Origin of the sequence: Acidihalobacter sp., from assembly GCF_037381185.1 — a bacterium.
Lineage (GTDB): Bacteria > Pseudomonadota > Gammaproteobacteria > DSM-5130 > Acidihalobacteraceae > Acidihalobacter_A.
This window is the reverse complement of sequence record NZ_JARRQY010000011.1, coordinates 1-18,680: the sequence shown is the minus strand read 5'-3', so window position 1 is coordinate 18,680 and position 18,680 is coordinate 1. Positions and strand designations below refer to the sequence as shown.

Sequence of the window (18,680 nt, the reverse complement as noted above, 5' to 3'; positions counted from 1 at the left end):
CGGCCTCACCGCGATATGCATTATCATTCTGCAACCGATAGGCATCAGTATCGGTTTTTCGACCGCAGGCGGAGTGCGTGGTGACCGACAGGATGTCCGAACAACCCCTTATCGTTCCGGTGATCCTGGCCGCAGGCCAGGGCAAGCGCATGCGCTCGTCCGTACCCAAGGTCCTACAGCCTTTGGCCGAGGCGCCGTTGCTCGATCACGTGCTGGCCGCCGCCGAGGGGCTGGGTGCCGTCTCTCCGGTCGTCGTGGTTGGTCACGGCGGCGAGCAGGTCGAGGCGCATCTGGCCGGCCGCGACGTGCGCATCGCGCTACAGGATCGCCAACTCGGAACCGGCCACGCGGTCGCGCAAGCCCTGCCCCGGATCGAAGACGAGGCCATCGTGCTGGTGCTGTATGGCGACGTGCCGCTGATCGCGACCGATACCTTGCGTCAGCTCACCGCACACGCTTCCGACGGCGCCCTCGCCTGGCTCACCGTGCATGTGGAAGACCCCCACGGGCTCGGCCGCATTCTGCGCGACGACGGCGGCGCGGTCATCGGCATCGTCGAGGAACGCGATGCCACGCCGGTCCAGCGCGGACTGCGTGAAGTGAACACGGGTATCCTCGCGGTGCATTGCGCGGCGCTCAAGCGCTGGGTCGCGGCGCTCGACTGCGACAACGCACAGGGCGAGTACTATCTGACCGACTGCCTGGCCATGGCTGTGGCCGAAGGCGTGCCGGTGCGGGTACATCGCTGCGAGGACCCGCGTGAAGTGCTGGGCATCAACGATCGCAGCCAGCTGGCCGAGGCCGAACGCACGCTCAACCGCATGCGCGCCGACCGGCTTCTGGCACAGGGCGTGATGCTGCGTGATCCCGCCCGGCTGGATATACGCGGCAGGGTCGAGGCCGGGCGCGACGTCGAGATCGACGTCGGCGTGATCCTCAAGGGACGCGTTGTGCTTGCCGAAGGCTGTTATGTCGGCCCCTACTCCGTATTGAGCGACTGCACGTTGGCCGCCGGCGCACGCATCGAGGCGCACAGCGTCATCGACGGCGCCGAGGTCGGCGCCGGCTGCGCGGTGGGGCCGTTCGCCCGCTTGCGCTCCGGCGCACGCCTGGCGGAAACGTCGCGGGTCGGTAACTTCGTGGAAGTGAAGAACGCGGCCATCGGAATCGGCAGCAAGGTCAATCATCTGAGTTATATCGGAGACGCCACGCTTGGCGAAGATGTGAACGTCGGCGCAGGGACCATCACCTGCAACTACGATGGCGCGAACAAGCACCACACACGCATCGGCGACCGCGCGTTCATCGGCTCCAACGCCGCGCTGGTGGCTCCGGTCGAAGTTGGCGACGGGGCGACGGTCGGCGCCGGTTCGGTGCTGACGCGCAGCGCGCCTCCGGGCGAACTCACTCTGGCGCGGGCCAGGCAAACCACCATCCAGGGCTGGCAGCGGCCCGTCAAACGCAAGGAGTAGCCCATGTGCGGTATCGTCGGCGGGATTGCCGAGCGCAACGTCCAGGATATCCTTATCGAGGGGCTGCGCCGGCTTGAATATCGCGGCTATGACTCGGCCGGCATTGCCGTACTCGACGACAGCGGTGCGATCCAGCGCCACCGGCGCGTCGGCAAGGTGGCCGCACTCAGCGAAGCCCTGGCCGAGCATCCACTGGCCGGTAAGGTCGGCATCGCACACACCCGCTGGGCGACGCACGGTTCGCCGACGGAAAGCAACGCACACCCGCATTTTTCCACCGATCGCCTGGTGATCGTTCACAACGGCATCATCGAGAACCATGCGCCGCTGCGGGAGGAACTGCGTGGCCTGGGCTACGACTTCCACTCCGAGACCGACACCGAGGTCGCCGCCCACCGCATCGCCCACTATCTTGATCAGGGTGCGGACCTGTTGCAGGCCGTTCAACGCGCGGTCGCCGAACTCGAAGGTGCATACGCGCTAGCGGTGATCTCGCGCGACGATCCCAGCCGCGTGGTGGCCTGCCGCAATGGCCCGCCGCTGGTCGTCGGCTATGGCATCGGTGAGCATTTCGTCGCGTCCGACGTGCAGGCGCTTCTGCCGGTGACGCAGCGCTTCACCTTCGTGGAGAACGGCGAGGTGGTTGACGTGCGTCGCGACGGCGTCGACATCTATGACCGCGACGGACACCGCGTGGAGCGCGAGATCAAGACCTCCGGCCTGAGCGCCGGCGCGATCGATCGCGGCAGCTATCGCCACTTCATGCAGAAGGAGATCTTCGAGCAACCCTATGCCGTCAGCGAGACGCTTGAAGGCCGTGTCCGGGCGGATCGGCCAATCGCCGCGCAGATTCTCGGCCCGGAGGCCGAGAACATCCTGCAGCGTACCGCTGCGGTGCAGATCGTGGCCTGCGGTACCAGCTTTCACGCCGGCCTGATCGCACGCTATTGGATCGAGGAACTGACGGGCCTGCCCTGCCAGGTCGAAGTCGCCAGCGAATACCGCTACCGCAAGCACGTGGTGCTGCCCGGTTCGCTGTTCCTGACCCTTTCACAGTCCGGCGAGACGGCAGATACGCTGGCCGCCGTGCACGCCTCGCGCGACGAGGATTACGTCGCCAGATTGGCGATATGCAACGTTCCTGAAAGTTCGCTGGTGCGCGAATCCGAGCTGGTGCTGCTCACCCATGCGGGGCCGGAGATCGGCGTCGCCTCGACCAAGGCGTTCACCACCCAACTGGTGGCGCTGATGCAGGTTGTGCTGCTGCTGGGGCAGCAGCGCGGGGCGGACGAGGCGACCCTCGCCGCACTGCGCGGTGAACTCGAACACCTTCCGCGCCTCATCGAGAGCGCGCTGGAACTGGACCCGGCGATCGAAAGCCTCGCCGAGCGCTTTGTCGACCGCGGCCACGCCCTGTTTCTGGGCCGCGGCGCGTATTACCCGGTCGCCATGGAAGGAGCGCTCAAGCTCAAGGAAATCTCCTATATCCATGCCGAGGCCTATCCCGCCGGGGAACTCAAGCACGGCCCGCTGGCGCTGGTCGATGCGGATATGCCGGTGATTGCCGTGGCGCCGAACAACGCCATGCTGGAAAAGCTCAAGTCGAACCTGGAAGAGGTGCGCGCACGCGGCGGAGAGCTGTTCGTGTTCGCCGAGCCGGGCGTCGCACTGGCTGACGGGCCTGGCATGAACGTAATCGAGGTGCCCGACGGGGCGGGCATGCTGGCGCCGGTGGTGATGACCGTACCGCTGCAGCTACTTGCCTACCATACTGCCGTGCTCAAGGGCACGGACGTGGACCAGCCGCGCAACCTGGCTAAGTCGGTCACGGTGGAATAGACAGCGGCGCATCCGTTGTTGATTGTTCTGACCTATTAAAGTCGAAAACTCGTTAATAAAGTCGAAAACAGCTCATTAAAGTTACAAACTCGAAGAGCGAAGCCATCAAGCTAATGTGTCTCTATCACCACAGCCTTAATCCGACTCCCAGCAGTAACTTGCTTGCTTCTATAGGATCGACGGCACTGTGGTGCTGTGCAGACATTGGCAGAACGACTGTAACGGCCCGATGTAGCTTTGACTGTCTTGGCGTGTGGTAGTCTCCCCTAGTTCAGTGGTGATATGTCCTAACCAAAATCTATAGCAGTGACAATCATCTAATCTGATCGACGTGCTCAGCCCCAACGACAACTGGCGCCACGGACGAGCCATGAGTGAAAACCCTTTTTTTGATCATCCCATACTCAACTCGCCCTATGACTACCCCTCACGTCACTGGGAGCTGGATGAGCAGGGACAGCCGACGCAGCAAATCATCGAGAGTCGTCGTCGCGCTGAATTCATCACGCCGATTCCGAAACCCAAGAAACGCAGGCAATCAGCAGCACAAGAATCGCTAGCCCTCGATGACGGTCAAGGCTTATCGACCGCTGAGCAGCAGTACATCCACACAGCGCTCATCAATGGTGTGCGCCAGGAAGTGGATCGGTGGCGTCGCCTGCCAAACCCGGCGGATTGGCGCGTAACGCCGGAAACCGCCCGTCTCCTGCAGCACTGGCGCCATCACACATTCAACGGCATTCGCCCTTTTTTCTGTCAGGTTGAAGCGGTCGAAACCGCGATCTGGCTGACCGAAGTCGCGCCGCGTTCAGGTGATGCCGGCAAGCGTTTCCTCGAACATCTCGACAGCGCAAACGCCGAGGCGAACCCCGAACTCATGCGTCTGGCACTCAAACTGGCCACAGGCGCCGGCAAGACCACTGTCATGGCCATGTTGATCGCCTGGCAGACGGTCAATGCAGTGCGTCATCCAGGGAGTAAAAAGTTCACTCGTGGCTTTCTCATCGTCGCGCCGGGCTTGACCATCCGCGATCGCCTGCGCGTGCTGCTGCCGAACGACCCGGATAGCTACTACACCAGCCGCGATCTGGTGCCGACCGACATGCTGGCCGACATTGAGCGCGCCAAGATCGTCATCACCAATTACCACGCGTTCAAGCTGCGCGAGCGCATTGCGCTGTCAAAAGGTGGCCGTCAACTGCTTCAAGGGCGCGGTAACGCACCTCTCGATACCCTCGATGTGAAATATCGTGCTAATTAAGAATGCATTACGATATTTGAGACGGAGTCACGTTAATTGCGACGAACCGTCCCGTGACTAGTACGCCGGTCCAACATAAAAGCCTGCTTTTACCGGGGTACTGGCGCATCATTAATTTCGGAAAACTGACCGAGAATCCACGATCAGCAGGGCCAGATATACGGATACGCACTTACCTTGCGCAGACCGACCCCTCCGAGATTGAGCATAAATCGGGGAGGGTTGATAAGAGTACGTTGAGGGAAATGCTACTGCCGATTGGAGAACTCCCTCGCCTGCATTTGAATACGATTCTCCATGATGGGCAACTCATGTCTCATGAAATTTCCCATCTCGGCTTCGAAAAGCGAATCCACAGACGACTAAACTGCGCCCGAACCAATATCAAAGTGTTCGAGCGTAATTCACGAGATGAGAATGGTGAATACATCATCCCAGTCTCCAAACGATGGGGAGATCAGCTAGATGACCCAGAGAGAAACGGGCTGTTCATCGCCATTGGGTCAGGCCAGGACCCCTACGCAACAATCATCCCGGCAATAGAAATCTTTCGATTTTTCTACGCGACATCCGATGTCCTTGCCAAAGCACTCCTTCGAGATCACTTCCTCGATCCTGATAGCTATCTCTGGAGTCTTGACAAAACCGCCAAATCGCCAGAGGGCCACGCATTGTTGTGGCTACGCAAGCGCATGCTTGATGCTGACGCTCGGTTCTTGGCACGATTTGCATTCGATGAATACGCACTCCAGCAAGCTCAACAGATATTCCTACATGCTGCAGCGATAGGCCAATCTAAGGGAGAGAGAACGATTAGGGCAATCCCCCCGTTCCAATGCACCACCAATGTGCAGTTCTATGGCACATCCCTCGGTGACGCGAATAGCAACCGTGTTCTTGTGACATGCCTCCTCCGTTGCGACTGGAAACCCCCATGGACGCAACTGAAATGGGACCGAGACAACGATGGCCGCTATGACCCAGACAAGCGCGAAGAGCGCGATCCCATAATCTGGGGGCCAAACCTGGTGATGACACCGGACAAAGAGAAGCCAGCGCCAACATCACTCTCTGATGAAGCCCCCTCGACCGCAAATATACCTTCCCGCCTGAGAGAAGAAGAAATTACCGATCGCTTCCCCGAGCTAGCTAATACTCCGGCCGAGAAGATGCCGCAAGAAGGCGCGAAAGCTCGATCTAAACTAAGGAATTGGCGGCCCATATTGGCTGAGGCCTACGAAGGCTCTGTTATAGATGGACAATCATCTAAAGAATGCATTGGCCAGACGATTGTTGAAAGCCTTGCGCGATCACCTGCTCCGATACCGGAGCATACCGATGCAGTGGATATCAATGCTGGGCAGGGTGACTACCTGACAGTTTTAAAGCTACTCCAAGCAATCAAGGCAGAAGTCGAATTTATGCAGGTACTCAACTCGATCACGATCAATCACGATACGGTTTTCAACGTCTTCCCTAAGGAACTAGAAGGGAAAAGGAAATCATGGCTCTACATTGATCAAGAAAAACGACATAGTCGAATGGTACTTGTGGCGCGACTTAGAAGTGAAGGCAGGACGCGTTATGTGATCGAACTCCAGCAACGTCGCCCTGGGGAGTGCTCAACCTTGGTAGTTTGGTCACATGACGAACTGCCCGTCAGCAATGGCTACTTGGCACGTCTGGTCATGGACTGCGCAAGAGCGAGTGGAGCCACGTTGGGTGGCGCAGAAATGCTTAACGTCGAGTGGGCGAGACTTCGCCATACCACCAAGGAAGATGGCGGTGCGTCTGCAACGCATTTTTTCCAGAGAATCTTTGGGGCTGTACAAAAGGAGGATTAGCCCCAAACAACAGGTCCACTTCAGGCGGAGGACAAAAATTTGACAGTATACGTATTAGATAAAAACATCGTGGAGGACATTCATAAATCTTTAAGGGGGTTACCCTCTGAAGGGGTCGCGCTCGCACGAAAAATTGATAGAAAAGCAAACATGGTCAGCCCACTGCTTGCAATCGTCGAAGGAAGCTTGCGGAGACCCCAGTCTACAACCGAGCTCTATGACACCCTTAGGCGAGATTCGAACGCGCTCGGGAAGTTCTACCGAAAAGCAAGAACAGACAAAGAGTTTTTACAACAACAAAGCGCAGAGATGATCATCACTTTTGGCGCACATACCCGCGAGAAGAGCTCAAGCCTGATCCCCTTGACTAGAGCTTTACAGAAGTTACTTGAACGTACCTATTCGGTTGTAGATGCGCGCGGTATTCTCCAACAAATTGATGAGCTGTCCCAGGAAACCGTGGGTAGATGCGGGCACCCGTTGTTTGCTTGTGCTATTGCGTGCCTTTATGGGCACGCAGGCGCAAAGAACGTCCTTAAACCAAGGGAAAACCCCACAGAAGGCGACGCGTATAATGCTGTCACTGACGTTCGCATGCTTATAGAGACGGCATACATCCGTCGGATGTGGCAAAAGATGGACCCTAGAGAGAATGTCTATCTCTATACAAGAGACAAACATTTGAACGACTTTGCTAAGGTTATCAATGTAGTTTCAAACGGAAGCGCTTCCATTGATGACTTGAATCTGGAGCTTGTTAACTTCTCATCAACCGTCACTGACCCAAGGCTCTTTCCAAACTTACGGAATAACCCCAAGGAAATGGAGAGAGTCTTTTCATACCTACGCGACTCTAATCGCGAACCAACCTTGTCTGTCTGATTTGACTAGTCAGACCAGTTAAAAAGTGGATTTAAAGTATGGCGTTTGAGTTCAAGGCACGAGTCTTACTAGAGCTGGGAGCTGAACTGATCAGCTCCGATGCAGTTGCATTTTACGAATTGGTCAAGAACTCACTCGACGCGACATCGCCTGATGAAAAGCCCAACATCACAATCGATATCAGCATCGCTATGCAACATACCGTGTACTCCCAATTCTTAGAGCTACTTCGGGACTATGCTGAGCAAGAAGAGGCCTCCGGATTGTCCAGCTTTGATGCACAAGTATTCAATGATGGGGTCTTAGACTCTCTTGAGGAAACGGCATCCGACACAACACGAGAGACCTTCGTTCAAACGTACGGAGTGCCTACTTCAGTCACCGCAGCACAAAGGAAGCTGCAGAATGCCTATACAAAGGCGAATGTGATCACTATCACGGATTTTGGCGAGGGCATGTCCCACAAAAGCCTTCAGAGTGACTATCTGACTGTTGGCACCCCAAGTCGACTGGATGAAAAGAAATACCGCGAATCACTCATCACTTCCAAGCAGTCAAGGCTGCACTACACCAAGTTCGATCCAGCTCCCTTAGGCGAGAAGGGGATCGGGAGATTCTCGGCGATGAGATTGGGGCACCTTGTGCAGGTTCAGACCAAGCAAGCCGATGAACCATCAGCGACCTTCAAGCAGATTGGTCTTTGGCGAAAATTCAGAACATTGCGACGAACGATCTAGCCAAGTTAGCCGACCCGTACATCTCACTCAGGGCTAACCGGTTTCTGAAAGTGTTGTATCAAGGTAAATCAGTTCGAGTGCCGTCACTAGATCGAGAGCCCCTGGAATCTAGCGATGCTGTGGTGGAGGCATTGTTTCGTTACGACGAGAAGTGCGAACCGGAACTGACTATAAATGTTAACTATCGAAAGCTCGGGCGCGAGAAAACAGAGAAGCTGCGTGGTGACCATCTGCGCTCTTGTATTCGTGAGGAGCCTAGGGCGAAGAAATTGAAGCAGCCTCAGCTTCTTCCCGAGGAGGAATTATTGGGGCGTGCGTTGAACCACCTAGGGCCTTGGGAACTCAAGTTTTACTGGTTTAATCGTGGGCGCCTTCAACGCGAAGAGCGTGAACTTTGGGACACTTCAATTAAAGGATTCATCAATCAATGGGGAGGCGGCTTCCTCGTGTATCGTGATGGATACCGTGTATACCCTTACGGCGCGCGTTCCGATGACTGGCTCGATCTTGACCGCAAGGCATTAGCAAGCGGGGCTTTCAAACTCAACCGGGCACAGATCGTCGGCTATCTGCGACTGTCTTCCATAGCAAACCCGATGCTGCATGATCAGACTAACCGGGAAGGCTTCCGTGACTCACCTGACAAGGAAGCGTTGCGTCGACTGCTACGGTACATTGTGATCGGCACCACAAAGCAGTTTCTCGAAGAGGTTGAGCGAAAAGTCGCGCCGCCAATTGAACAGGTAACCGAAGAAGTCCAGGAGCGAATCACTACATCGAAGGACAAGGCAGTAGCCAGCCTGAGGTCCATACAGATGCGTGTGCCCTCAGAGCAGAGCAATATTACAGCGGTGCTGCATCACTTGGAGGAGGTCAGTGAGGCTTGGGAGCGAGCCAAATTACGCATTTCTCACCTAGACCGGGAAATGGATCGCTACATCCATTTGGCGGGAGTTGGACTCATGTTGGAGTTTATCGCCCACGAGCTTTCCCGGGTGACGCAGGACACGCTGAAAGCTGTAGCCAGTGGGAACATGCCACCTGAGGCCGTTGAGGCTCAGCTAAAAACCTTAGAGAAACGGGTTCGAATTCTTGACGAACTGAGCATTCCGGGGCGGCAAATTAGACGACAAGAAAATATCCGTGATCTCGTCGAAATGCTCGTGAACTTCCATAGCGCAAAAGCTGATCGTCACAACATACAGATCGAAATTGATCCACCAAGTGACAAACGTCGATGGGAGGAGCGGCTTGAGAAAGGGCAATTTCTTCAAATACTGGACAATCTCTTAAGTAACTCATTCTATTGGCTTATCAATCGGATAGACACCTCGCAAAAAGCCTTGATTCGGATTGAACTGGACCGTCAAAGCCGAGAACTCCGCGTGACAGACAACGGTCCAGGTATCTCCCCAGATCGTAGAGAAAGAGTCTTCGAACAGTTCGACACAACCAAGCCGCCCAGGGAGGGACGGGGCCTTGGGCTGTTTATCGCACGAAAACTTGCCGAAGAAAACAAGGCAACTCTTACGCTTGGTGACCCAGCACCTGATGGAGACCTTAGAACATTTGTTCTCGCATTTGGGGCGACAGAAGAATAGGTCTCAAGTGGCCCACAGCACCCGGGCAAGCCCAGTCGCCTATCTTTTCAACTTAAGAGCAAAAGAGCGGACTTCATGAGCTTAAAAATCGAAAGTGCGGTCGTCATCGATGACGCGATAGGAGCTCCTGCAACTGGAACCATCGCATCCGAGGACAAAGACGCCTGGATCGACGCCGTTGCTGATGACGAAGATGCGCAAGCCGCGTTGTGGGATGCACTTTATGACAGCAAACCCCAAGAACTGGACGGCATGCTCGACGAACTGACTGGGCAACATAGCCGGCTAGATCAACTTTGGGGTTACTACAGCAGGAACGAACTCGCCGCCGCTCAATTGGGGGTTCTCTTCCGTAGTGCCGTACTGCATCGCCAAGGAAAAATTGAAAAAGCCCAGGTGGTCGTGGATAAGCTTTCCGAGATCATCGGCGAAGAAAAGGTCTACAAGTTTTCGGATATTGATAGTGCTAGTAAATCGTTAGCATCGGCGGATGTAGCCTTCGTTGACTTCTTCTTAAGCGATAGTGAATCAGAGGACGCCGCCATCGCGCGCATTACCGCTGCTGCAACCCAACTTCAGGGGCCAAAGCTGCTGTTCTTCATGTCCTCACGAGCCTCCCTCAACGTCCAGCAGAGCGTCCGCAAGCAGATCGGCGTGCGCGCGGCCTTCTTCGATGTGATACAGAAGCGGGACATCACGCATCAGTTTATCGCAGATAAGCTCGATGCCAAACGGGACTCGTACGCGAGTAACGATGCTCTGCGGAAGCTGGTCCAAGAGTTAGTGCACTCAACCACCTCAGCTCTTAAGGAGTTCGAAGAGGAGTGCGAGGAACTTGAGGTGCACGACCTGCAAATGCTTGATTTGGTCCGGCTCGATGCTGAGGGCGAGAGCCTAGGCGAGTATTTGACTTGGCTGTTCTCTGAATCCGTAGCGGCAAAAACAAGAAGACTCGCGGCACCTCAGGCATCGCAACAACCGATTCAGGTAGAGGCCATTGGATTTACAGGACAAATCCGCCAAGGAAAAGTCCTTTCAGACCTGTTTGCTGAAATCGTCTTCGGACCGTCAGTTGAGGCGGATAAGCCAATCCGCTTCGGTGAACTCTTACGTTATCGCAACGATAGTGGAGTCTACATCTTGGTCCTGACTCCAGCATGTGATCTTCAGCGATGCGAGGCCAGTAAACCCGTACTCTGCGTCGAAGGCGTTGGCGAAGCAGTGACGGGATCAAAGTTTTTCGCTCGAGAGAAGTTATACGGCAAACAAGACGATGGTCATGTATGCCACCTTCTTGGTGCAAATGAATCGCGAAGCACCACAACGATGATTCGCTGGAAACATGATCGAATCCTGACGCTTCCCGCCCAGGATCTTCTGAGCGATAAATTCGAACGAGTTGCTTTGATGAATGAACTCTTTGCCCAAGAGGTCAAGGAGCAAGTTCTCCGTGAAGTCGGCCGTGTTGGCACACAAATCGACCCACCCCCTGCGCAAGCACTCGATGCAAAGATAAGATGGAAGAAGTATGGAAAGGACTATGACGATGCCGCCGCTCCAAAGGAAGCGTTCGTTTCTGCGCTTCTGAGCTACTCTGAGCGGGGAGAGGGGGGCAAGCGAAAGGCTCTCCCTATGGTCGTGCTCTCCGACGAATTTCTGCTTTGGCTACGCGCCCAGATAGAGGGCAGTGTAGAAGAAGGGCAGACGATGAACGTGAAGTGCAGGAACAGCTTGGATGCCGCCCTGTCTGGCAAACAATTCCAGTTGCCAAAGGGCTTCGTCTTCAAAGATCAGGGGCTAGTAATTCGCGTCGTTGAGTCAGATGATGAGTCTGTTGGCGACGGAACCCCTTTCTTAGAGATCACACTCCTGCCAAGCAATCCATGAAGATGGTTGGCTTAGGTGAAGAATTATTCTGGTCGCGATCTTAAAGGCCATGTTTTTATGCCTTAAAGCTGGCAAACAAGGCACCCCTGCTCATCATCTTCATCAAGTTCCTGAGCCTTATCCGCTTCTGAAAATATCTCGACCAAAGTAGCGCATTCTTTCCTGGCTGCTTGGCGTTCAAGACGGATGACGTGCTCACGACGAATTTGCTCCATCCGTTCAGGTTTCTCCAACTCGGCAAGGCTTTCCCCCTGGCTCCAAGTAAAGAAGTTACCGGTTTTCTCGAACGGCCGCTCGTACGCCTTGGCCTTCTCATAAAGATCGGGATAGGTCTCTTTAAGCCGAACCCACTCAATTTTTTGCTGGTAGAAACAGAAATAGCAGCCAGACCGAGTTCGCCCCCACTTTGTATAGGGGGGCATGCCAACCCCTGAGGAATGGAGGATTTCCTCTATATCGCGAAGCACCAAACCGTCTTCGCGGAAAGGGTAGACAGCCTCAATGTTCGGTTTGTGGCTGATATATCCGCTGCGATTTTCATCGGCGCGCAGCCCGACATAGTTGACGACCTCGTCATCACCGCAATACTGTTCGAACGGCTTGAGCTTCAACATTTTGGTACACCAACGACGATGATTCGATGGAATCATGCCCCCATACATCTCGTACCAGTGATCGAAACCCACGTCAGCGTTGAGCCTTGTGACCTCCTTACCTAGATAACTCGAGATTCGATCCAGGTACTCATATGTCTCGGGTAGCTCTTTGCGCGTGTCGCTGAAGATGTACTCCATATCAGGCACGCGGTCACGGAGGTAGATCGCAAGCGCGGCACTATCCTTTCCCCCGGAAAGGCTCAGAATGTGACGTACGAGTTTTTCCTTAGCCATGACACTGCTGCCTTTCGTTTTCTTTCTCTTCGACGGTCTTGATCTCTAGTAAGGCCTGGGCAAGTGCAGTCGCCGCCAATTTCGTATCTCCCTTAGCCGCACTTGTAACACTGGCGAGAAGATCCAAAGCGATCGCGTTCGAGGCTTCATTGGTGGTCGAGAAAAGCGAAGTCTCCTCACCACCTGCTTTTGTCAAGGTGACGCCAATATAGCGATTGTCAGCACTAGGCACCTCATCGCGCAGCAGCACGACTTTCATCCATCGTTGATAGTGGCCACAGAGTTCCGTCAGTTCCTCCAGGAATCTATCGGCCGTGTCGTCGTTCCAAGAGTCCAACGGCCGCTGCACAATCAGCGTTGCAATTGAGTCGAGCCACTTCTCATCGGAGTGAGTAAGATCCGCGCAACGTATTACAAAGCTCTTCAGTCGCGCATCCGCCGGCTTTGACATCTCATTTGCGCATTCGACTTGCAGCTGGCTGCGTATGCTGCTTAATGGGCCACTGATACCGAATCCATGACCTAAAGCGGTCTCGATCTTTTCTTGCAGTTTGCGATAGGCCATCCCCAAATTGGTCAGGGTCGATGATAGCCAGGGACCAAATTTTTCCTTTGACTTGGAGTCAAAGTGAACCTGGGGAAGCGTTTGGGTCAGCAGCTCAATTGGGTCAGTCGCTTTGCTCAGGAGCGACCGGACCAAGGCGGCATCTTTGCTTATGCGCAGTGTTTGTTTAGTGAAGTCTGGGAGTCTGTGGTACCAGAGGATCAGCACACGTGCTGTCTCGAGGTAAGTCGACTCGGCGGCTACGGCGCAACCAATTGCGGAAAGTGCGACACGGTATTCGGTGAGGATGCGAGAACTCTCCTCAACAACAGGCAGTTCGCGCAGGGTAAATACCCGAGGGTTTTTGAACATCCGCTGCAAGTGCTCGGATGTCAGCTCCAGCACCAGCGAACCTCGTTCGAACACGGCGCAGCGGGTGCGGTTTATCAAGACATACAGTGCAGTCCAGATTCCTGCAGGCCCTGCCCTGACGCCCAAAGGAGGCGCTGCGAGCGCTTCCAATACTTGGCCAAACTGTTTGGGTTCTTCGACTCGCAACTGGGCGCCGATCACTTCCCACACTGAGGAGATATCATTCCCGGCCGTCGGTAGCGGATTGCCAAGAGCCCACTCACCACCCGCTTCTTGCCAAATACCCGTATGTCTTAACAGAGTCGTGTGCATCAACCGCTCTGGCGGAAATTCGGAATCGCCACAAATAGATTTTGTGGTGTCGCCAGCCAAAATAAAATCGAATAGCCGTTGTCGGGCAAGATTGATCGCAGCAGCTGGTTTGTCTTTGTTGATCAGTTCATTGACGATATGCGGTGTCTTGGGATAGACCGCATCGAACAGCCAAGAAGCAAGCTGGCTGATATTCATGTGCTCGCTGTCAGGGACTGCGGCACCCGCATGCCAATAGGTCGGCCCCGTAGATTCAGAGGTTGGCATAAGCGCGGAGATCACCAGGTTTTCAACCCGCTCTCCGGCTTCCTGCAGTCGGCTTTCCACATACCGTGTCGTCCAAGGATCGAGCTGCTTGCTACTGACCTCCTGCAGGATGGTCTGCCAGATTGCGAATTCCGCCAAGGCAGCGCGGCCTTCATTGGATAGCACTAATCCCGCGGTAATGCTCAATGGGTCAAGTTCTTCACGCAAGCGTTGAGGTAGTTGGGCTTCCGCTGCTGAGCCTTGAGTCACGAGAACGAGCTTCAACCAACCATCTGGAAGCGGAGTATCCGATTTGCCGGTTGCAATCTGGGGCCAGCTGTCGAGGGTACCTACCAAAATCCCGAGTGTTCGAATGGTGCCCGTGGTGTCGTAATGCCGATTCGCGACGATGACTCGTTTGGATAACGCTTTTGTAATTCCACTTACGACCAGCTCATTCTCATCTCCGGCGGCCGCGCGCTCGTAAAGTGCCTCGACATTGACGGCATCAGACACAGCTAGGCTGTATTCATCATGCTTGCGACGTTTGAGAATAATGCCATGGTCAACCAGACGCTTGAGAGCACCACTGATCTCGGCTGAGTCATCCTTGCCCAAGGCAAACGAAACGAGCTCGGCGGTGGCCGGCACATTGAGTCCACTCTGAACCAGTTCGAGAATGGCTATTGTTTTGAGAATGCGTCGGGCCAGAGGGTCATCAGAGGTTCGATCAACCACAGTGTTTGCAAAGGCCCAACGCCGTTCCGCAGCAAGTTCTCTGAACCGCAGGCCGTGGCCGTCGGCTAACAGATCATAGAGCTCGACAATCTCGTACCAGGCGCCAGGGACATTTTGCTCAGCAAAATCTCGAAGACCTTTCGGTTCCGCGCCGTTGAGAAATGCATGGAAAGAGCGCTCACTTTGGCCAAATCGCTTGGAGACAATGGCAAGAGCTGCCAACGTGAGTGGATGTAGGGGATAAAGACGCTCAGAATGGTCGAATAGGGACTTATCCGCTTCTGACGCAGGCCTCAATACGCCAAATTTGATGGCTTGCGCATATCTGGCACGACATTCCGATGAGAGCGATTTGCTCTTGAATAGTGACGGCTTGACGCCAAGCGCATGCTCTGCAAAGTGGGCGTAACGCTCGATAGGTTCGTCAAACGGCACCTCCTCAAAACGAGCGGCTATTTTGTGCCATTCGTCATTCAGAGCCTGCCCAACACCTGCAGCGTAGCTGGCGAACTGTTGGTGCTGCATCACAACGACCATTAGTTGGTCGTTGTTTGGTTTGCAGGCCAATTCAGCGACTTGCTGGAGAGCAATCAAATCACCTTGCTCTGGATTTAAGGCTGCGTATTCGACGAATTTGCCAACCTCATCGATCAACAGTAAGACACCTTGGTCACCCGAAGACGCTATCAATGCAGCGAAGTCCGCCGCCAGGTCGCCGGCAACCGCATTTATAGGTTGTCCTTTATAGAGGCAAGCTGTCGTATCGAGTTTGCTGAGGAACGCCACCAAGGCCTTGGTTTTTCTTTTGTTCTGCAAGCATTCGGTAATGGCGGCAGCAAGGGCCGAACCGAACGAACTGCGCGAACCTATGACAGGTAATGTCAGTCGATGTGAAGATGCATATCGCTCTGCAATCTCTGGACTAACAGCACGAAGCGCCTCGTTTGTTTCAGGATAACAACGAGCCCCCGCCATCAATTGCGCAAGGACAACACCCAACGCAGATTTACCACTGCCGTAGGGGCCCACGACTTTCCACGAGCGTTGAGTGTGGCCAGGAATCAGCCCTTCGCTGATTTGTCGTAGAGCCGAAGCACTATTAGGCGTGATCAAATAGTTGCGAATGACCCTGTGATCGTTGAGATCGCGCTTCAGTGCGATGGAGCGCGTGTGGCTGCCATTGAGAGTCAGGAAATCTATAATATGTTCAGACATACGCTGGCACCTCCTCATGCAACCACATTTGAAACTGAGGCGCGAGTTTACTGGGATCCAAAACGACACCTTGGGTATCGGCGGTGTCTACGAATCTCAACGCCCCTTTTAATGGGTCGGCAATGGTTTTATCGATGTGCTGACGTAATTGATATTCGTCCAGACGAAAGATTAGACCGGGGCTGTAGTTCCCTTTAAGCAGGCTGCCTAAATCAGTCGTTGACTGCCCCCTGCGGGACAGGTAATCGACAAGAGCAACTGCGAAAACTCGAGGCGTCAAGCCAGCAGGGGCGACGACATCCGAAACATATACGATCCTTCCGTCATCTGTTTTCGTGGAGCGAATCAAGTTTAGACCTTGAAGAGGGCACCACGAGGTGTCGTCATGACTCCGATCCTCCTGATAGTACGACTGAAGGAAAATTGAGGCATGTTGCTCCAGAGTGCTTTGCGCCAGTGAGCGGGGCAATCCCACGCCTCGATCCGCCAATGCCGCTACCAACTTCTGTCGATCGAACCGAATCAGCCTGCTTTCGCCAAAAACGGTATTCCAGGCCGCTAGTCCAGCGCCAGCACTCAATTGCCAGTGCAGAAGCCAGAGGGACTCCAATGACTCCAGATGAGGGTCCCAGCCATGTTCGGAGAGCAGCAGGTCCCCAATGACGCCAGCCTTGTGCTTGCCTTGGCCATCTCCAGCAATGACTCCTGTTGCCTCGGCCCAGAACTGCACGGACTTCACCATGTTGCGACCAATTCCTAGCGTCGTGGTGGCGTATGCATCATCTCGTAAGATCGCCGGGTTGGCCATCACAGCACGATAAATCTTCGGCAGCCAGCCATATCGGCAAATGAAGGACTCGTGTCCGGAGAACCGCTCTGGGCGTACAGACACATCAATCATACTTCAGGGCCTTTAGGGGTCTTGTCTTTCGCAGGTGATTGTGGGGATGGCGTAACTTCGGCGGTCCTGATGATGATTTGTCTTGATGTGGTATCGAAGTAGATATCAACCGTATCACCCACCTGGAGTCCGGCATTTATTAGCAGCGCATCACTTAATTGAATGCGCCCCAATTTCTGTATCTTTTTAGTATCAAAAAATACTTTATCTATACTCATATGCGACATATATATAACAAGCATGATTCTCATGAAGTACTAAATTAGTACTAATTTAGTACCTTCTGATTGATTTGTCTAATATTCCATGATGTTTCGGCATTGGCCACGTTCACGGGCTTGGTTGATTCTCCGTCATCTACGAGCCGCAAGCTGCCTGCAACAGTCAGCTTGTTGAGCATCAAACACCAACACGATTACATACCGACGCAATAGTCGCTCATCGTCTATTGCCCTCGCAGTGTTACCCAGAGACTGGTTTGCTGCAGAACAGTCACTCCTGTCTAGGACTAACAGGGTGTTCAGCGCTTGCCGGAATCGCGTTTAACCTAGCCGGAATACGCAATAATCCCCCCAATCCTGTCAGCCGATCTGCACGCCTCGTCGACGAAGGTATCGAACCAGACCAGTCCACGCAGATTGTCCAGATCGCTGTCGGTTCGCAGATGCTCGCAATCGCTTGTGACGTTATTGCCGTGCAGACGCGCCGCCACCAGCCATTTCTTGGCCTCGTCGGGTTGTCCGTTCAATGAGGATAGGCAGGCCAGGTTGTAAGCACCAGCCCCGGCTCTACAAGTTTCGGCGCTCTGCAATACCTCTCTTGCCTTGTCGAACTTTGCCTGGCGCTCGGCTTCGGGCAGGACGCACGCCCAGCCTATCAGGGCGCCGCCCCAGCTGTCCCAGGCCTCGGCAAAATCCGGCTTGAGTCGCACGGCTTCAGCGAACTTCTGTACAGACTTGTTGAACTTTGCCGGGCGCTTGGCTTCCGGCAAGGCGCGCGCCCAAGTAGACAGGATGTCACCCCATTGCTTCCAGGCGGTCTGGTCGTCCGGCTGGAGGCGCACGGCTTCAGCGAATTTCTGTTCAGCCTCGTTTAATTTTGCCGAGCGCTTGGCTTTCGGCAGACTAAGCGCCCATCTGGCCAGTGTGCAGCCCCAGTCGAACCAGGCGCTGGCGAAATCCGGCTTGAGACGCACGGCTTCAGCGAACTTCTGTATAGCCTCGTTGAACTTTTCCGGGCGCTTGGTTTTCGGTAGCTCGAGCGCCCAATCACTCAGGAATACGCCCCAACTGTGCCAGACCTCGGCAAAATCCGGCTTGAGGCGTACGGCTTCGGCGAACTTTTGCATAGCCTCGTTGAACTTTTCCGGGCGCTCGTCCTTCGGCAGGACGCGCGCCCAATCGCCCAAAGAGCAGCCCCAGTTATTCCAGGCAATCACGCTGTCCGGCTTGAGACGCACAGCCTCGGCGTAGGCATCGCTGGCCTCGGCGAATGCATTGGTTTTAACAAGTGAGTAGCCGAGATTGAACCAGTGTGTTCCGGTGTCGGGTTCAAGGTCCGTGAGAGAGCGCCAACGTGCAATCGCCTCCTGCCAGTTTTCCGTTTCAACGAACTGCAAGGCCCGAGCAACGAGTTTGGCGGCCGGATGATCCTTCACTTTGTTGAGCTGCTCTGCGGCCTTGCTAAGTTCACTAGGAGTCTTTCCCTCGATGATCGTACTACGTGCCTTTTCGGCTTCCTCGCTAATTTGCTTAAATTACAAAACCAGGCAACCCTTGAATTAGAAAAATACAGGGTAAGGATCGGGCCATACTCGGAAATGAACCGCCCCGGGTATTGCGGAGGCTCCAACACTTGAGAGAATGGAGCCATGAACAAGTCGAAGAAGTTTTCCCCGGAAGTGCGTGAGCGTGCGGTTCGCATGGTCCAGGAGCATCGC

At 54.8% G+C, this 18,680-nt stretch carries 13 protein-coding genes; 8 read left to right on the top strand and 5 right to left on the bottom strand.

Annotation, left to right across the window (positions count from 1 at the left end; genetic code table 11):
• Positions 1–92: 92 nt before the first annotated feature.
• The 8 genes from glmU (at position 93) to P8014_RS05280 (ending at position 11,523) form a co-directional block, all read left to right on the top strand.
• A complete protein-coding gene (gene glmU / locus P8014_RS05315) occupies positions 93–1,472 on the top strand; it encodes a bifunctional UDP-N-acetylglucosamine diphosphorylase/glucosamine-1-phosphate N-acetyltransferase GlmU (RefSeq protein ID WP_337816269.1) in 1,380 nt (459 codons plus the stop codon).
• Between the two features lie 3 nt (positions 1,473–1,475).
• A complete protein-coding gene (gene glmS / locus P8014_RS05310) occupies positions 1,476–3,311 on the top strand; it encodes a glutamine--fructose-6-phosphate transaminase (isomerizing) (protein WP_337816268.1) in 1,836 nt (611 codons plus the stop codon).
• 370 nt (positions 3,312–3,681) lie between these two features.
• Positions 3,682–4,572, top strand: coding sequence for a DEAD/DEAH box helicase family protein (locus tag P8014_RS05305; RefSeq protein WP_337816267.1), 891 nt, complete (start codon positions 3,682–3,684; stop codon positions 4,570–4,572).
• A gap of 53 nt (positions 4,573–4,625) precedes the next feature.
• The gene (locus P8014_RS05300) at positions 4,626–6,416 is read left to right on the top strand and encodes a hypothetical protein (protein ID WP_337816266.1); all 1,791 of its coding nucleotides are present in this window, start codon (positions 4,626–4,628) and stop codon (positions 6,414–6,416) included.
• A 39-nt stretch (positions 6,417–6,455) separates the two neighbouring features.
• Positions 6,456–7,298, top strand: a complete 843-nt coding sequence (locus P8014_RS05295) for a hypothetical protein (protein WP_337816265.1) — start codon at positions 6,456–6,458, stop codon at positions 7,296–7,298.
• Between the two features lie 38 nt (positions 7,299–7,336).
• Positions 7,337–8,035, top strand: a complete 699-nt coding sequence (locus tag P8014_RS05290) for an ATP-binding protein (RefSeq protein ID WP_337816264.1) — start codon at positions 7,337–7,339, stop codon at positions 8,033–8,035.
• Positions 7,999–9,636 (top strand): HAMP domain-containing sensor histidine kinase, encoded by a 1,638-nt coding sequence (locus P8014_RS05285; protein ID WP_337816263.1) that lies wholly within the window; start codon positions 7,999–8,001, stop codon positions 9,634–9,636. Before P8014_RS05290 ends, P8014_RS05285 begins: the two co-directional genes overlap by 37 nt.
• A 75-nt stretch (positions 9,637–9,711) precedes the next feature.
• Entirely contained in the window at positions 9,712–11,523 is a 1,812-nt protein-coding gene (locus tag P8014_RS05280; RefSeq protein WP_337816262.1) for a hypothetical protein, read from the top strand.
• A gap of 62 nt (positions 11,524–11,585) precedes the next feature.
• Here P8014_RS05280 and P8014_RS05275 read toward each other — a convergent pair whose 3' ends face one another.
• The 5 genes from P8014_RS05275 to P8014_RS05255 all read right to left on the bottom strand — a co-directional run bounded on the left by P8014_RS05275 (position 11,586) and on the right by P8014_RS05255 (position 18,398).
• Positions 11,586–12,413, bottom strand: a complete 828-nt coding sequence (locus P8014_RS05275) for a phosphoadenosine phosphosulfate reductase family protein (protein ID WP_337816261.1) — start codon at positions 12,411–12,413, stop codon at positions 11,586–11,588.
• Entirely contained in the window at positions 12,406–15,840 is a 3,435-nt protein-coding gene (locus P8014_RS05270; RefSeq protein ID WP_337816260.1) for a hypothetical protein, read from the bottom strand. The genes P8014_RS05275 and P8014_RS05270 overlap by 8 nt, the downstream gene beginning before the upstream one ends.
• Complete coding sequence (locus P8014_RS05265; RefSeq protein ID WP_337816259.1) at positions 15,833–16,741, bottom strand: DUF4007 family protein; 909 nt, start codon at positions 16,739–16,741, stop codon at positions 15,833–15,835. Before P8014_RS05265 ends, P8014_RS05270 begins: the two co-directional genes overlap by 8 nt.
• Positions 16,738–16,992, bottom strand: a complete 255-nt coding sequence (locus tag P8014_RS05260) for a hypothetical protein (protein WP_337816258.1) — start codon at positions 16,990–16,992, stop codon at positions 16,738–16,740. Before P8014_RS05260 ends, P8014_RS05265 begins: the two co-directional genes overlap by 4 nt.
• A 296-nt stretch (positions 16,993–17,288) precedes the next feature.
• Positions 17,289–18,398, bottom strand: coding sequence for a tetratricopeptide repeat protein (locus P8014_RS05255; protein WP_337816257.1), 1,110 nt, complete (start codon positions 18,396–18,398; stop codon positions 17,289–17,291).
• Between the last annotated feature and the right edge of the window lie 282 nt (positions 18,399–18,680).

Coding starts and splice junctions, on each gene's coding strand:
- P8014_RS05270 (WP_337816260.1), bottom strand. CDS start 15,840: ATGTCTGAACATATTATAGATTTCCTGACTCTCAATGGCAGCCACACG.
- P8014_RS05260 (WP_337816258.1), bottom strand. CDS start 16,992: ATGAGAATCATGCTTGTTATATATATGTCGCATATGAGTATAGATAAA.
- glmU (WP_337816269.1), top strand. CDS start 93: ATGTCCGAACAACCCCTTATCGTTCCGGTGATCCTGGCCGCAGGCCAG.
- P8014_RS05290 (WP_337816264.1), top strand. CDS start 7,337: ATGGCGTTTGAGTTCAAGGCACGAGTCTTACTAGAGCTGGGAGCTGAA.
- P8014_RS05280 (WP_337816262.1), top strand. CDS start 9,712: ATGAGCTTAAAAATCGAAAGTGCGGTCGTCATCGATGACGCGATAGGA.
- glmS (WP_337816268.1), top strand. CDS start 1,476: ATGTGCGGTATCGTCGGCGGGATTGCCGAGCGCAACGTCCAGGATATC.
- P8014_RS05265 (WP_337816259.1), bottom strand. CDS start 16,741: ATGATTGATGTGTCTGTACGCCCAGAGCGGTTCTCCGGACACGAGTCC.
- P8014_RS05275 (WP_337816261.1), bottom strand. CDS start 12,413: ATGGCTAAGGAAAAACTCGTACGTCACATTCTGAGCCTTTCCGGGGGA.
- P8014_RS05305 (WP_337816267.1), top strand. CDS start 3,682: ATGAGTGAAAACCCTTTTTTTGATCATCCCATACTCAACTCGCCCTAT.